Genomic DNA, 14,174 nt, shown 5'->3' with positions numbered 1-14,174 from the left:
ATCTTGATAACAGTCAAGTCACCTAAATTGTTTTTTACCTATAATGTGTAGTGTCAAGAAAGGGAGAGGTGAAAAATGATTAAGTTACAACAATTTTTTATGAGGTACAAAAAGCAGCTTTTGCTTGTTAATACTATTTTGCTGTTGCTTGCTGAAGGATCTAAATGGCTATTACACATGAATTTACCATACCAGGCTTTAATGCTTATCGTGGGGATTGTCGGAGTGCTTCCAATTGCTTTGACGGCTATTTCATCTTTAAGGGTTAAATTAATTTCTATTGATGTTTTAGTATCGCTGGCGGTAATCGGTGCCTTCATTATTGGTAAATTTAATGAAGCAGCCATTGTTACTTGGCTATTCATGTTAGGAGATGTACTGGAAGAATTAACCCTAAAGAAAACGCGGTCAGCCGTTGCTGATTTAACCAAAATGGCACCACAGACTGCGTTAGTTGTTCAAGATGATGGCTCAACTGAGAAAGAAGATGTCGATTTCATTGATCCTGGTGAGAAGATTCTAGTTAAAACTGGTGATCAAGTTCCAGTCGATGGCAAGGTTATTTCAGGTTCTGGTTATCTTAATGAAGCCAGTGTTAACGGTGAATCTAAATTAGTTAATAAAAAAGCCGGTAATGAAGTATATGCAGGAACTATCCTTGAAAACGGTATATTGACTGTCGAAACTACCGCAGTCGGTGAAGATACGACTTTCGGTAAAATTATTGAAATGGTTGAAGAAGCACAAGATACAAAGTCATATACAGAAAAGTTAATTAACCGGTTTTCCAAATATTACACTCCTGCCGTACTTGTAATTGCGATTGCTGTGGGTCTAATTACTAAAGATCTTAAGTTAGCCATTACGGTCATGGTGCTGGGCTGCCCAGGTGCTCTAGTTATTGGTGTACCAGTATCTACAGTTGCTGGTATCGGTAATGGTGCTAAAAGCGGCATTATGTTTAAAGGGTCGCAAGTAATGGATCAAACTCACCGGATTGATGAAATTGCTTTTGATAAAACCGGCACTTTGACTGTTGGATATCCAGAAGTTAGTGCAATTGAGGTATTAAATGGGCCCAAAGATGAAATTATTAAATTAGCTGCTCAAATTGAGCGTCAAAGTAACCACCCCTTAGCTCAGGCAATTGCCAAATTAAATAAACAAAAGCCAGCTTCAATTAAAGTGGAAACTGTTAAGGGTAAGGGAATCATCGCCACCTTAAATAATCAAAAATATTATTTAGGTAACCAAGACTTAATCGTTGAAAATACCCGTACCAATGCAAAATTGGATAAGACAATTAATCATTTGAGTCAATTAGGTAATTCAATTGTCGCTTTTGCTAATGAAGACCAAAGTCAATTAGCTGTTTTTGGCATTAAAGATCAATTGCGCCCAGAAGCTAATGATGCTTTAACCCGCTTAAAAGAATTAGGGGTTAAAAAGTTAGTTATGCTTTCTAGAGACAATCAAGAAACTGCTGAACGAATTGCGGCGAAGTTATCAATCGATGAAGTTCATGGTCAAATGTTGCCACAAGACAAGGCTGCTTTTGTTAAAAAAGAAAGAGCTAAGGGACACCATATTGCTTTTATTGGTGATGGGATCAATGATAGTCCGGCCCTAGCTAATGCTAATGTTGCAATTGCCGTTGGTAGTGGAACGGATGTTGCCATTGAAGTTTCAGATATAGTTTTAGTTAAAAATGACTTGCGGAAGATCGCTTATGCCCTTGGCTTATCCAAGAAGACAATTTTGAACATGAATGAAAATATCGTGATGGCTTTACTGACAGTCTTATTGTTGTTCATCGGTTTGTTTGCGGGTTATGTTGAAATGGCAAGTGGGATGTTTATTCATGAATTTAGTATCTTAATTGTTATCTTGAACGGGATGAGATTAATCAAATTTCAACAAAAAATTGACGATCATCAAGTTTATAATCAACAAAACAAAGTAGCATTAGATATGTAAATTAATAAGGAAGGGGAATTTAATCATGGAAAAAGTAATGATGAAATTATCTGGCATGACCTGTCCTTCATGCTTAAGCAAAATTGAAAAGGCGGTTGGTAGTTTGGATGGAACCGACCAAATAAAAGTTTTATTCAATGCAGGAAAGCTAAAATTTACGCTGGATCCTGATAAGACTAAAACTGTTGACGTCAAGACAGCTATTGAAAAAATGGGTTATGAAGTACAAGAAATTAAGGAAAAGGAGCTTAACTGATGAATGCAGAAGAAAAATACCAGGCGGAATTGAAGCAAAGCGACCTTGATCACCATCAGCCAACTGCAGCTGCCATGACTGGTCACATTATTTCTAACTTGTTAATCCATTCTTTAAAGATTAACCAAGCTAACTTATTTGCTAAAGGATCTGCTAGTCTTTTTTTAGCCGAAAAAGCTGCTGGTTGGATTGCTTATGAACGTCAGGAATTTGACCAATTGAATCACTTATTGGTTAATAATGGTGAAAGTATTCCAACAATTACAGCTCAATTTAAGGAATATACTATGCTAGAAGAAGATGGCAGTAGTAAATATTTAGCAGGTGATAAGCAATTGTTTGCCTTGGTAAAAGATTTTGATACGCAAACGCTCTTCATTACTAAGGCAATTGCTTTAGCTAACAATGAAAGTTGGCTAGAATTATCTGCTAATTTAACTAATTTAATGGCTTGGATTAAGGAGCAAATTCGGGTAACTCAAGACTTCTTAGGTCATGAACTAAAAGAAGGATTGTATGTCGAAGACGATGATGACTTTTAATTAAAGGACGATGAATTTAATGGCTGATTTATGTGTTAACTTAGTACCACTATTTGATGCTTTACCTCAGGATGAGAAGATGCAAATCGAAAAATTAGTTCAGCATAAAAACTATCAAAAGGGTGAAGTGATAATTGATCCAACGATAAATGATAATTTAGTAATTGTAGCTGATGGTAACGCTAAGCAGTACACCTTAGATGAAGACGGCTATGAGAATGTTTTGCAAATCTTGCATACAGGTGATTATATTGGTGAGGATTGGCTTTTTGGTCAAAAAAATATCAATAATTACGTCGAGGCTACGGAACACAGTGAAATTTGTTTATTAAAGCGGCAGGATCTACTGAAGCTGATGCATAAACAGCCAGAATTAAGTATTCGATTATTGGAACTAAGTATTGTTAAAGTTTCGGAAATGCAAAAACAAATTCACTTGATGGCTTTGCCGAAGGTTGAAGACCGGTTATTAAAGTATTTACAAACATATGCAGATGAAATTGGTAAAAATAATTTTACCTTACCCTTAAAAATGAAGGACTTAGCCTTATACCTTGGAACAACACCTGAGACCCTGTCTCGTAAATTTGCTTTATTAGAAAAGCAAGGTCAACTGAAACGTCAATTACGTCGAATTGAATTATTCGAAAATTAGTTTAATTAGGCAATTATTGCTTAGTTGATAATATACACGTTATATCAGTTTAGAAAATAAGAGAAAGGCGGGTCATATTATATGCAAAGTGAATTTCAAAAAATTTTTCAAGAAATTCAAGCAGATCCTGATAATGAATCTTTTACAAAGCAAGGGATCAAGCCACTTTACTATGCTTCTTCATCTGCCAGAATAAATATCATTGGTCAAGCACCAGGACGAATTGCCCAAGAAAAAATGAAATTCTGGGATGATCCTAGTGGTGATCGTCTTCGGACCTGGTTAGGGGTTTCGAGAGACGTTTTCTATAATTCTGGAATGATTGCAATTTTACCAATGGATTTTTATTATCCCGGGAAAGGCAAGTCTGGTGATCTCCCACCGCGTAAAGGATTTGCTCAAAATTGGCATCCACAGCTATTGAAATTAATGCCTGATATTCAGTTAACCATTTTAGTGGGCGCTTATGCGACGAGAAGCTACCTTCACCTAGGATATAAAGATCGGTTGACTGATATTGTCAGGAATTATCAGCAATACCTGCCAGACTATTTTCCAATCGTCCATCCGTCACCACGAAATAAAATTTGGGAGGCAAAAAATCCATGGTTCGAGGAGCAGGTAATTCCAGACCTGCAAAGAAGAATTCAAATAATTCTAAATAATTAGCGGATGATCCAGATGCAGAAACTAGGCATTATCGGTGGTATAGGCCCAGAAGCAACAATGAATTATTATTCGGCAATCATTAAGCGGTATCAGGAGCGGATCGGGACTGATAAAGAGCTGCCTCGTATCACTATCGAATCCATTAATATGTATCACATGTTCCGTCTGCTTGATGCTCAACAGTATGATAAAGTCGCCGGTTATGTAGGAGCTACGGCCAATAATTTATTGAAAGCCGGGTGCGATTTTGGATTGATGTATGGCAATACGCCCTATCTATTATTTGATCAGATTCAAGCGTGCACTGATTTGCCATTGTTAAACATTGGCGAGACAGCGCTAGCGGCTGCTCAGCAGTTGCACCTTCAACAATGGCTTTACTAGGCACCAAATTTACAATGCAAAATAACTTTTTCATCAAGCCATTTCGAGAGGCCGGAATTGAAGTTTGCCGTCCCAGTGAAAATAATCAATCCATAATTCATCAAAAAATTGTAGACGAACTCGAAAACGGGATTGTTAAGAAAGAGACTAAGCAGCAGTTAATGACAATTATCAATAAGATGGTTCAAAAAGATCACCTTGATGGTGCAGTCTTGGGATGTACCGAATTGTCGTTAATCTTAGGACAGGAAGATTTCAAGAACATTCAAGTGTTTGATATTGCTCAGGTTCAAATCAAGGCTGCTGTTGATCAACTTCTAAAAAAGCTAAAATAACTGAGTGCCGCAGATCCTGAATATTTACATCTTAACTTTAACCACTTCACTATCTTTGAACGTGAACTCCATGTAACGTTGAAAGATGGTGATTTTTTCGATTAGGCGGCGGACAAGTTGCGGATCGAATTCTTGGATGCCGTGCTGGTGCTCATCTACGAAATCGCTGACCTGGTTGATATTGTGTAGTTTAACTTGATTTTCTGTTTCTATGCTCTGCACTTTTTCCTTTTGTTTCCGTAGAGCCATGACCTCTTGAGTGAGATCGTCACAGTTTTGGTGCTGGTTAGCAGCTTGAATTAGTTTTAACTGTGCATCTTTCAGTTGCTTATCAAGTTCTTCAATTGTTGGCCCTTTGGAATTCTTCACGATCTTCATGATGTTAGCCTTAATTTGTTTATCGGCTAGCTCATGGCTTTCGATTAGCTGATTGATGGCATCAAGGGTTGCCACTTTTAATAATGGTTCCTTAATATTACGGATCATACAACGTCGACCTTTCTTGCTGCGTCTAATTCGGCTGGCACAACGCCAAACAGCAACTTTGGTTGGCCGATACCACATGTTTCTCTGGAAGATGTCACCGCATTTTCCGCAAAAAACCCGTTGCAAAAAGCAGTATTTGCCGTTAACTCTACGGTGACGACCATTTTTGGTAGTAATGCCGTTACGCCATTGACGGATTAGATTCTGTACTTGCATGAAGACCGATTTAGGAATAATCGCTGGATGGTCATTTTCAACGTAGTATTGGGGCATGATCCCTTTATTCTTAACTCGTTTCTTGGTTAAAAAGTCAACGGTATAAGTTTTCTGGAGGGGTGCATCACCCATACATTTCTCATTTTTGAGGATCCGATTAACGCCACTAGATCCCCACTTGGTTCCCTTGCTACCGGTTAAGACACCATCTACCTTGAGTGATTCGGCAATTTGTTTCATCTTCATGCCTTGCAGGTAGCTATAGAAGATTCGTTTAACCGTTTTAGCTTCTTCTGGTTCAATCACTAAATTGCCATCTTTATCCTTGGTATAGCCCAAAAAGTGATTATGGTTAATCAGAACCTGCCTTGCTGGTAACGATATTGCAAACCAAGTTTAACATTTTGCGATAAAGATTCACTTTCTTGCTGGGTGAGGGAAGCCATGATAGTAATCAACACTTCTCCTTTGGCATCCATCGTGTTGATGTTTTCTTTTTCAAAGAAAATTGCCACGTTGATAGCTTTTAGGTCACGAATGTATTTTAGGCAATCAATTGTATTTCGGGCAAAACGACTAATTGATTTAGTAACGATTAAGTCAATTTTACCGGCTTTACAAGCGGCAATCATTTTATTGAACTGTTCTCGCTTCTTGGTGCTGGTTCCAGAGATTCCATCATCGGCGAATATGCCAGCCATTTCCCAGCTGGGATCTTTTTGAATCAGCTCTTTATAGTGACTAACTTGTGTTTCATATGAGTTAGCTAGTTCAGTTGAAACCCGACAGTAGGCCGCAATTCGTAGTTTTTCTGATTGTGGTTCATTTGGTAAACGGTGGACACTATTACCACGTTGCTGATGAGTAGGAATGATATGTACTTTACCCAATTAGGTCCACCTCACTTTTAATGGTACTGTATAGATATTCAGCCTGTTTAATAGGTTCATTGAACCGTTGATGAATAACATCTCGATAGAAGCGCTCACTGACAGGCTGTTTATTGACAAGATGTTCGATCAAACTCGACCTGCATTTAAGCTGGAAACTAATTTCGTGCTGATTAAGGATCTTAATTGATTGGACATAGGTTTGAAACAGTGCCAGATCAAATGTATTTAGAAATTGATCTTGCTGGCACCAGCGGAGAAGTTCGCGAAAGTTCTCCAGATTATTGGCATCGTCAGTGTGATTACTGTTAATTTGTTTAATTCGCTGTTGAATCTGATAGTTGCTTTGTTCCAGTTCAGCGGTTTGATTGATATACAATGACTGATCAATTAAACCTGTCTGTAACAGCTTATTTAATGTTTCCGCCTTGTCATCATTTTCTTTAATCTGCTTGACAAATTGACTTAGCTTCCCGGCAGGATCATTGATAAAGTTGTCCCTTAATTGTTGCGCTAAAGTCAACATTAAGAACTTTTTACTGAAGGTCAGTTTATTCATCATGTTGCAAAAGGCGTTTTGAATCCATTCCTCGGGAATTGCTCTCACTGGGCATAGTTTTGCCGAATGCAAATGCTTCTGACAAGCCCAGCAGATTTTATTTGGCCGCGTCTGTCGTTTGAACGCAGAACCGCAATAATCACAAATGAGTTTCCCGGTGAATAGGTAGTGTTGCTGGTATTTGTGATTTCCGGACTCAATGTGCCGTTCTTGTGCGACTTGTTTCAATCGATCTAGGACTTGATTAAAGTCATGATGGTTGATTATTCCTTTATGATGGTCCTCAATTAAATGCTGTGCTAGTTCGCCTTGATTAAAATGCCGGTGGTATTGATCATCGCGGTAGGTTTTCTGGCATAGCATATCACGGGTATAGTTAATATTACGCAGGATATCAATGATGGTACTGCTCCACCAATGATGACCACGCTGGGTTTGAATTTGCTGAGTATTTAACTGCTTGGCAATATGTCCAGTTGATTGACCTTGTAAGAAGCTGGTGAAAAGTCATGCCTTCTTCTAGAACCGCAATACTATGGTTGTTAGAACCCGAGAACTGGGCTTGCCAGCTTTTACGTAGGCGTTCCGGATCCTTGACCACGTTAGGGTGTTCAAGTACGCCACCGGGTGTGGCATCGTTTTTAAAGAAAGTTGACCCATATTGTTCAGCGGCCATTGATAAGCCAATTGCATTTTTAGCCATCGCAATCGGACTATAGCCAATCAAACCATCAAAACCTAGTCCGGCAATATGAAGAACTTCATCAGATAAGAGAATGACTTGCTTGGGTTTATTCTTGGCTTGGTAATCATCATAGTTTTGGGTATAAGTGTAGTAGAGGTCACCGTTGGCAGTTATAAATAATAAATTTTCCTTCGTTTTCTGTAATTTGTTAAAAATAAATCAAGGCGGTATTTTGATTCTTGGGTAATGTGTTAGAATAACTAAGTAAAAATTGGATTGTTTTCATTAGTAATATTTGTAAAAAAGAAGTAGATAGAAGTAAATAAATGATAATTAAACCGTTAATTTCTGAAGACGAAGCAAAACAAACTAGTAAACTTTTTCAAAAATCTTGGCAAGATGCATATAAGGGACTTTTGCCTAATGTGTTTTTAGATAATATTCCTCAAGATGCTTGGGTGAAGCAACTTAACGAAAGTGGTCGCCATAATTTAATCTTTGAAGATGATAATAATGTTGTTCAAGCTGCTGTTAGCTATGGCCGTCCGCGAGACACCAGAATGCTTGGCTGTGGTGAATTGATGGCATTATACGTCAGTCCAGAGTATAAAGGCTACAATGTTGGCAAGACTTTATTGAATGCCGCCGAAAATGAATTGAAAAAGATGGGCTATGGTAAGATCTATTTATGGTGCATTGATGGTGATGAAAATGCTCAAAAATTCTTTGAGCATTTTGGCTGGCGTAATATTGCTACCGAAAGATTTGTTGAAATTGCAGATAAAGAATATAAATATTTACTGTACCAAAAGAATTTACATGATTAAACAAACAGATATTGCCATGATTTTGCAATATCTGTATTTTTTTACAAAAAGTACTTGCTTATTTATCTCACTCTAGTATAATAGTATCTGTTCGGCTATGGAGGATTACCCAAGTGGCTTAAGGGGACGGTTTTGAAAACCGTTAGGCGGTTCTGTCGCGCGTGGGTTCAAATCCCACATCCTCCTTTGTTTGGTCCATTGGAGCAGTGGTTTATCTCGCCTCCCTGTCACGGAGGAGATCGTGGGTTCAAATCCCACATGGACCGTATATGGCGGAATTGGTGAAGGGGTTAACACACTGGTTTGTGGATCCAGCATGCATGGGTTCGAATCCCATATTCCGCCCCATAATGGAGGATTAGCTCAGCTGGGAGAGCATCTGCCTTACAAGCAGGAGGTCACAGGTTCGAGCCCTGTATCCTCCATATTTTTTTGTTTAAAAGTCTGAGATGAATTTCTCAGACTTTTTATGTTGAAACAGGGGATAAGAATGAATAAAAAGCAAATTATGATGGTTACGATTGCGCTAATGCTAGGAAATGTTATGTCGGGTCTTGATGGAACGATTATTAATACAGCTATTCCAGCGATTGTTGCTGCATTACATGGAATTCAATTTATGGGCTGGATTGTAGCGATCTTTTTGTTAGGAATGTCAATTTCTATCCCCATTTGGACTAAAGTAGGAGAAAAGATTACTAACAAGCGTGCATTTGAAATTTCGTTGGTCTTATTTGTAGTTGGATCAACTTTGCAAGGTATAGCTCCTAACATTATTTTCTTCTTATGTTCTCGATTTATCATGGGTATTGGTGCCGGCGGTATGGGGTCTCTACCTTACATAATTGCTGGTTATGTTTTTAAAAATATTAAGACTAGAACTAAGGTGTTAGGATATTTAACTGCTAGTTGGAATGGGGCTGCTATTTTAGGACCACTTATTGGTGGGTGGTTAATTGATGCTTTTTCATGGCACTGGGTATTTTATATTAATATTCCAATTGGATTATTAGCAATTATTATCTGCTTGGTTTACTACAAACCTGTTACACCAGAAAAGACACCAGTTTTCGATATCCCTGGTGCAAGCTTGTTAGTTGTCAGTTTGTTACTTTTCTTAATGGGTGTCCAACTCGTTGGGTTAACCGCTAACTGGATTGTGATTAGTCTAATCATTGTCAGCGTGGTATTTATTATTTTATTCTTTATTCGGGAAACTCATGCTGAAAATCCGATTATTCCGATATCTTTGTTTAAAAACAAAAATCTTGATGGTGATTTTCTTTTATTTGCCTTTACTTGGGGAGCATTTATTGCTGTTAACACTTACTTACCTATGTGGGCACAGGCCCTTCTTGGCTTATCAGCCCTTCTTGGCGGAATGACTTTAATTCCTAATTCAATTGTGGAGATTATTGCTTCTCAAAGTGTAGCGGCTATTCAAGAGAAAATGACAACTTTTATGTTGGCTCTTATTGGTATTATTGCTATGCTTATTTCTTCCGGCGGCTTATACTTAGCAGATTTGCATACACCAATTCAATTTTTAACTTTTATTGGTGCTTTTTCAGGAATCGGAGTTGGCTTTATCTTCGTTGCTTTGCAATTAAAGGTGCAGCTTGATGCTGGTCTTAAGAATATGGCAACGGCTACTTCAACTTCATATTTGATTAGAATTTTAGCTCAAACGGTAATGGCCGCAGTATATGGCGTAATTATGAACTTGAATTTAGCAAGCGGCGTTCATACTCATCCTGGCATTACAATGGCAATGATGAATAAGTTGAGTGATGCCAAAAGTGCTAGATTGTTGCCACAGAGTTTGGTGCCAACAATGAGAAGTATTTTCCATTCTGGGATTAAAGAAATTATGCTAGTTTCTGTGGTCTTGTTGGTGATTGCTTTGGTGTTGAACTGCTACTTTAACTTCGGTAAGAAACAAAAGAAATTACAGTAAATAAAAAGTTGATTTCCAATCTAGGAATCAACTTTTTTTATTAGGCTTTAGTTTCATTGTACAATCTGTTGAAGCTCCAAATGAACAATAAATAGATAACGGTAAGAATACCAAAAATTATGTAAACTAGTGATAATCCTTGAGCGTTGATTGCAAATACCGCATTTTTAGGTACGATTGTAAAATCAAAGGCAGCATGAGCCAAGATAGCTGGCCAAAGATGGTTAGACATTAAACGCAGGTATGCAAACATTAATCCGCTGGCAAAAGCGTAAAAAACTTGTGTACCTACAGAGGGTAGTGGCTCACTGGAAAGCAAATTGACTGAGTGCATTAGTCCAAAAAGAATTGAAGTAACTAAAGCTGTTTCAAGCCAAATATACCGATGTTTTTTCAAATAATTAGCGCAGATATTAAACAACATTCCTCTAAACAAGGCTTCTTCACAAAATCCTGCACAAACTGCAATCAGTAAAGAATTGATTAATCCGCTTCTTTGAGTAGTAAATAATTCAATCCAAATTGGCAGGCGAAAAAATAAATAGAAGATAGCAACAATAATAATAAAAATAGTGTTATAAATTTTAATGTGTCGCAAATTAAGCTCGTTAGAATAAAGCTTGCTGCCATGCATAAAATAAAAACAGAATCCTGTAATAACTAGAGCAATAAAACAACGGATCGCTAAGCGTAAGGTTAAATTATTGATTGGTCGCAGTACTAGACCAGCCAATGTATACACTAATAATAAACAGATCCAGATAGCAATTGATTTCTTGAAATTTCGTTTTTCAATCATCTTATTTCTCCTATAACATAATGTGTTTTTGCGCATAATCGATTAACACAGCTAAGTCCGTCTGATAATCCTGCTTAAACCACCAGACTAAGAGCATATAAATGCCACCGGATTGATAGGCGATAGCATAATCTTCCAAATGCAAGTCTGGATGATAAATCTTTAATAATTTATTTAAGTAGCGAGTTTGGAAATTAAGTAGGATTCCCTCGAGACCGGCCGCAAGAAGTGATTTCATCAATTGCGGATTTTTCTTAAAAAAATCTAGGTAGGTTTTCAGTTGATCTTTTAAAGTCTTAATTTGATGACTATTAATATCATCAATAAATTTTTGGTATTGCTTAGCTAAAAATTGTACCAAAACGGCATCTTTATTTTCATAATTACGGTAAAAAGAGGTTCGTGAAACTTCTGCCTTACGGGTTATCTCTGTAATAGAGATATCTATGTAAGGCTTTTTTTGTAGTAATGAAAATAAAGTTTTTTCGATTTGTTGCTGAGTTCGCATGCTTTTCATGTTCATAGTGTATTATCCCTTATATTTGTATTAGTTGACATATGAAAGCACTTACACTATCATTATAGTTGTAAATAGTTGCAGATGTGACGATTTTTGAAAGAAGTGTAAATTATGCATTATAGTAGTGGTAATTATGAAGCTTTTGTAAACGCAAGTAAACCTAAGGATGTCGATCAGAAGTCCGCATATCTTGTTGGTTCAGGTTTGGCATCGCTTGCTAGTGCTGTATTTTTAATTCGTGATGGTCACATGAAGGGTGATAGAATTCATATCCTTGAAGAATTGAGCCTTCCAGGTGGTTCAATGGATGGGATCTATAATAAGCAAAAAGAAAGCTACATCATTCGTGGTGGTCGTGAAATGGAAGCCCATTTTGAATGCTTGTGGGACTTGTTTAGATCGATTCCATCAGCTGAAAATAAAGATGAATCGGTCCTGGATGAATTTTACCGTTTAAATAGAAAAGATCCAAGTTTCGCAAAGACTCGTGTCATTGTTAACCGCGGACATGAACTTCCAACTGACGGTCAATTACTTCTTACTCCCAAGGCTGTTAAAGAAATTATTGATCTTTGCTTAACTCCTGAAAAAGATTTACAAAATAAAAAAATTAATGAAGTCTTTAGTAAAGAATTTTTTGAATCAAACTTCTGGCTTTACTGGTCAACGATGTTTGCCTTTGAGCCATGGGCAAGTGCGATGGAAATGCGTCGTTACTTAATGCGTTTTGTTCAACACGTTTCTACACTTAAGAATTTATCATCACTACGCTTTACTAAGTATAACCAATATGAATCATTAATTTTACCAATGGTTAAATACTTGAAAGATCGCGGCGTGCAATTCCATTACAACACCGTTGTTGATAATATCTTTGTTAACCGTTCAAATGGTGAAAAGATTGCTAAGCAAATTCTTTTAACTGAAAACGGTGAAAAAAAGAGCATCGATTTAACAGAAAATGACCTCGTCTTCGTTACTAACGGTTCAATTACTGAAAGTACAACTTATGGTGATAACTTGCACCCAGCTTCTGAGGAACATAAATTAGGTGCTACTTGGAAATTATGGCAAAACTTGGCAGCGCAAGATGATGACTTCGGTCACCCAGATGTCTTCTGCAAGGATATTCCAAAGGCTAACTGGGTAATGTCTGCTACAATTACTTTTAAGAATAATGATATTGTGCCATTCATTGAAGCAGTTAATAAGAAGGATCCACACAGCGGCTCAATTGTAACTAGTGGGCCTACTACGATTAAGGATTCTAACTGGCTACTTGGTTATTCAATCAGTCGTCAGCCTCACTTTGAAGCACAAAAGCCTAACGAATTGATTGTATGGCTTTATGGTTTGTTCTCAGACACCAAAGGTAACTATGTTGAAAAGACTATGCCTGACTGTAACGGTATTGAATTATGTGAAGAATGGCTTTACCACATGGGTGTTCCTGAAGAAAGAATCCCAGAAATGGCTTCAGCTGCTACGACTATTCCAGCACACATGCCATATATTACTTCATACTTCATGCCAAGAGCATTAGGCGACAGACCCAAGGTTGTGCCAGACCACTCAAAGAACTTGGCCTTCATTGGTAACTTTGCTGAAACGCCAAGAGACACTGTCTTTACCACTGAATACTCTGTCAGAACTGCGATGGAAGCTGTATACACCTTGCTTAACATTGATCGTGGTGTGCCAGAAGTATTTGCATCTGCCTTCGATGTCAGAATGCTCATGAACGCAATGTACTACTTGAATGATCAAAAGAAGCTTGAAGATCTTGATTTGCCTATTGCTGAAAAGTTGGCAATTAAGGGGATGCTCAAGAAAGTTAAGGGCACTTATATAGAGGAATTGCTTAAGAAGTATAAGTTGGTTTAGCCTTTATAATTGATCAAATGATGTAAATAGGTTAGAATACATTATGTAAGTAAGTATTATACACGACGTATTCACCGAACTAAATAAGCATATGAAAAAACGTCACCCTAAATTGGACAATGGGTGACGTTTTTATTTTAAAGCCAAGTTAACTAACTTGACAGGCTAACGGCGTCTGTGTCGTCGCTTGGATTTTGCCAATCTTTTTCGACTGTGGATACGATTTTTTAGCCAATTATCGTAAGCTTTGTTAAGCATATGTGATACAAAGCTAGCCAAGATCGTTCCAACGAATGTAAGTAAAACATTAAACACGACAATTCACCTCCTTCCTAGATATTTAGGAAGTACAGGCGCCGTTAATCATTATATTAAAGGTTAAATGATAATTTTACGAAAATATAAGTTAAAAGATTGAGTTGAAAAGAACAGATCATTAGACCTGTTCTTTTTGCTTGCTATTACATTTTTCTGATAAAATATGTGTGTAAAAATATTATATTTTTAGTCAAATAGAAAAGAAGGATACTATT

General features: G+C 37.3%; 15 protein-coding genes, 4 tRNA genes and 1 pseudogene. 14 read left to right on the top strand and 6 right to left on the bottom strand.

Annotation, left to right across the window (positions count from 1 at the left end; genetic code table 11):
• Positions 1-75: 75 nt before the first annotated feature.
• From SO785_RS05940 to SO785_RS05910, 7 genes are all read left to right on the top strand, one after another.
• Complete coding sequence (locus SO785_RS05940; protein ID WP_021874039.1) at positions 76-1,977, top strand: heavy metal translocating P-type ATPase; 1,902 nt, start codon at positions 76-78, stop codon at positions 1,975-1,977.
• Between the two features lie 25 nt (positions 1,978-2,002).
• Entirely contained in the window at positions 2,003-2,233 is a 231-nt protein-coding gene (locus tag SO785_RS05935; RefSeq protein ID WP_003546307.1) for a heavy-metal-associated domain-containing protein, read from the top strand.
• Complete coding sequence (locus tag SO785_RS05930) at positions 2,233-2,775, top strand: hypothetical protein (RefSeq protein ID WP_003546308.1); 543 nt, start codon at positions 2,233-2,235, stop codon at positions 2,773-2,775. Before SO785_RS05935 ends, SO785_RS05930 begins: the two co-directional genes overlap by 1 nt.
• A 19-nt stretch (positions 2,776-2,794) precedes the next feature.
• Positions 2,795-3,430, top strand: coding sequence for a Crp/Fnr family transcriptional regulator (locus SO785_RS05925; protein ID WP_011254180.1), 636 nt, complete (start codon positions 2,795-2,797; stop codon positions 3,428-3,430).
• 81 nt (positions 3,431-3,511) lie between these two features.
• Complete coding sequence (locus SO785_RS05920; RefSeq protein ID WP_003546311.1) at positions 3,512-4,099, top strand: uracil-DNA glycosylase family protein; 588 nt, start codon at positions 3,512-3,514, stop codon at positions 4,097-4,099.
• A gap of 12 nt (positions 4,100-4,111) precedes the next feature.
• The gene (locus SO785_RS05915; RefSeq protein WP_015613323.1) at positions 4,112-4,483 is read left to right on the top strand and encodes an aspartate/glutamate racemase family protein; all 372 of its coding nucleotides are present in this window, start codon (positions 4,112-4,114) and stop codon (positions 4,481-4,483) included.
• On the top strand, positions 4,471-4,818 hold the full coding sequence (locus tag SO785_RS05910; protein ID WP_003546315.1) for an aspartate/glutamate racemase family protein: 348 nt from the start codon (positions 4,471-4,473) through the stop codon (positions 4,816-4,818). The genes SO785_RS05915 and SO785_RS05910 overlap by 13 nt, the downstream gene beginning before the upstream one ends.
• 24 nt (positions 4,819-4,842) lie before the next feature.
• On the opposite strand, the pseudogene SO785_RS05905 reads toward SO785_RS05910, so the two are convergent.
• From SO785_RS05905 to SO785_RS05895, 3 genes and pseudogenes are all read right to left on the bottom strand, one after another.
• Positions 4,843-6,410 (bottom strand): annotated as a pseudogene (locus SO785_RS05905) (recombinase family protein).
• Positions 6,403-7,437 carry a recombinase zinc beta ribbon domain-containing protein gene (locus tag SO785_RS05900; protein WP_225852598.1) on the bottom strand — a complete coding sequence of 345 codons (1,035 nt, stop codon included), beginning with the start codon at positions 7,435-7,437 and terminating at the stop codon, positions 6,403-6,405. Before SO785_RS05900 ends, SO785_RS05905 begins: the two are co-directional and overlap by 8 nt.
• A complete protein-coding gene (locus tag SO785_RS05895; RefSeq protein WP_075917297.1) occupies positions 7,364-7,828 on the bottom strand; it encodes a phage portal protein in 465 nt (154 codons plus the stop codon). Before SO785_RS05895 ends, SO785_RS05900 begins: the two co-directional genes overlap by 74 nt.
• 152 nt (positions 7,829-7,980) lie before the next feature.
• On the opposite strand from SO785_RS05895, the gene SO785_RS05890 reads away from it, so the two are divergent.
• From SO785_RS05890 to SO785_RS05865, 6 genes are all read left to right on the top strand, one after another.
• Entirely contained in the window at positions 7,981-8,481 is a 501-nt protein-coding gene (locus tag SO785_RS05890) for a GNAT family N-acetyltransferase (RefSeq protein WP_003546324.1), read from the top strand.
• A gap of 99 nt (positions 8,482-8,580) precedes the next feature.
• A tRNA-Ser gene (locus SO785_RS05885) sits at positions 8,581-8,667 on the top strand.
• A 6-nt stretch (positions 8,668-8,673) separates the two neighbouring features.
• A tRNA-Asp gene (locus SO785_RS05880) sits at positions 8,674-8,747 on the top strand.
• Positions 8,748-8,753: 6 nt separating this feature from the next.
• Positions 8,754-8,829 (top strand) — tRNA-His (locus SO785_RS05875).
• Between the two features lie 4 nt (positions 8,830-8,833).
• Positions 8,834-8,906 (top strand) — tRNA-Val (locus tag SO785_RS05870).
• Positions 8,907-8,971: 65 nt separating this feature from the next.
• Positions 8,972-10,438 (top strand): MFS transporter, encoded by a 1,467-nt coding sequence (locus tag SO785_RS05865; protein WP_011254182.1) that lies wholly within the window; start codon positions 8,972-8,974, stop codon positions 10,436-10,438.
• Positions 10,439-10,478: 40 nt separating this feature from the next.
• On the opposite strand, the gene SO785_RS05860 is transcribed toward SO785_RS05865, so the two are convergent.
• Together SO785_RS05860 and SO785_RS05855 are read right to left on the bottom strand one after the other, a co-directional pair.
• Positions 10,479-11,237 (bottom strand): CPBP family intramembrane glutamic endopeptidase, encoded by a 759-nt coding sequence (locus tag SO785_RS05860; protein WP_011254183.1) that lies wholly within the window; start codon positions 11,235-11,237, stop codon positions 10,479-10,481.
• Positions 11,238-11,247: 10 nt separating this feature from the next.
• Positions 11,248-11,760, bottom strand: a complete 513-nt coding sequence (locus tag SO785_RS05855; protein WP_003546330.1) for a TetR/AcrR family transcriptional regulator — start codon at positions 11,758-11,760, stop codon at positions 11,248-11,250.
• Positions 11,761-11,868: 108 nt separating this feature from the next.
• Between SO785_RS05855 and SO785_RS05850 the strand changes: the two genes are divergently transcribed.
• Positions 11,869-13,641: an oleate hydratase gene (locus SO785_RS05850; protein ID WP_003546333.1), complete on the top strand. Its 1,773-nt coding sequence runs from the start codon at positions 11,869-11,871 to the stop codon at positions 13,639-13,641.
• A 165-nt stretch (positions 13,642-13,806) separates the two neighbouring features.
• On the opposite strand, the gene SO785_RS05845 is transcribed toward SO785_RS05850, so the two are convergent.
• A complete protein-coding gene (locus tag SO785_RS05845; RefSeq protein ID WP_021721431.1) occupies positions 13,807-13,956 on the bottom strand; it encodes a hypothetical protein in 150 nt (49 codons plus the stop codon).
• Between the last annotated feature and the right edge of the window lie 218 nt (positions 13,957-14,174).

The sequence above is a fragment of the Lactobacillus acidophilus genome, assembly GCF_034298135.1.
In the GTDB taxonomy this organism is placed as follows: Bacteria; Bacillota; Bacilli; order Lactobacillales; family Lactobacillaceae; genus Lactobacillus; species Lactobacillus acidophilus.
The sequence above is the reverse complement of the archived record's forward strand: the minus strand, read 5'-3'. Positions and strand labels throughout refer to the sequence as shown.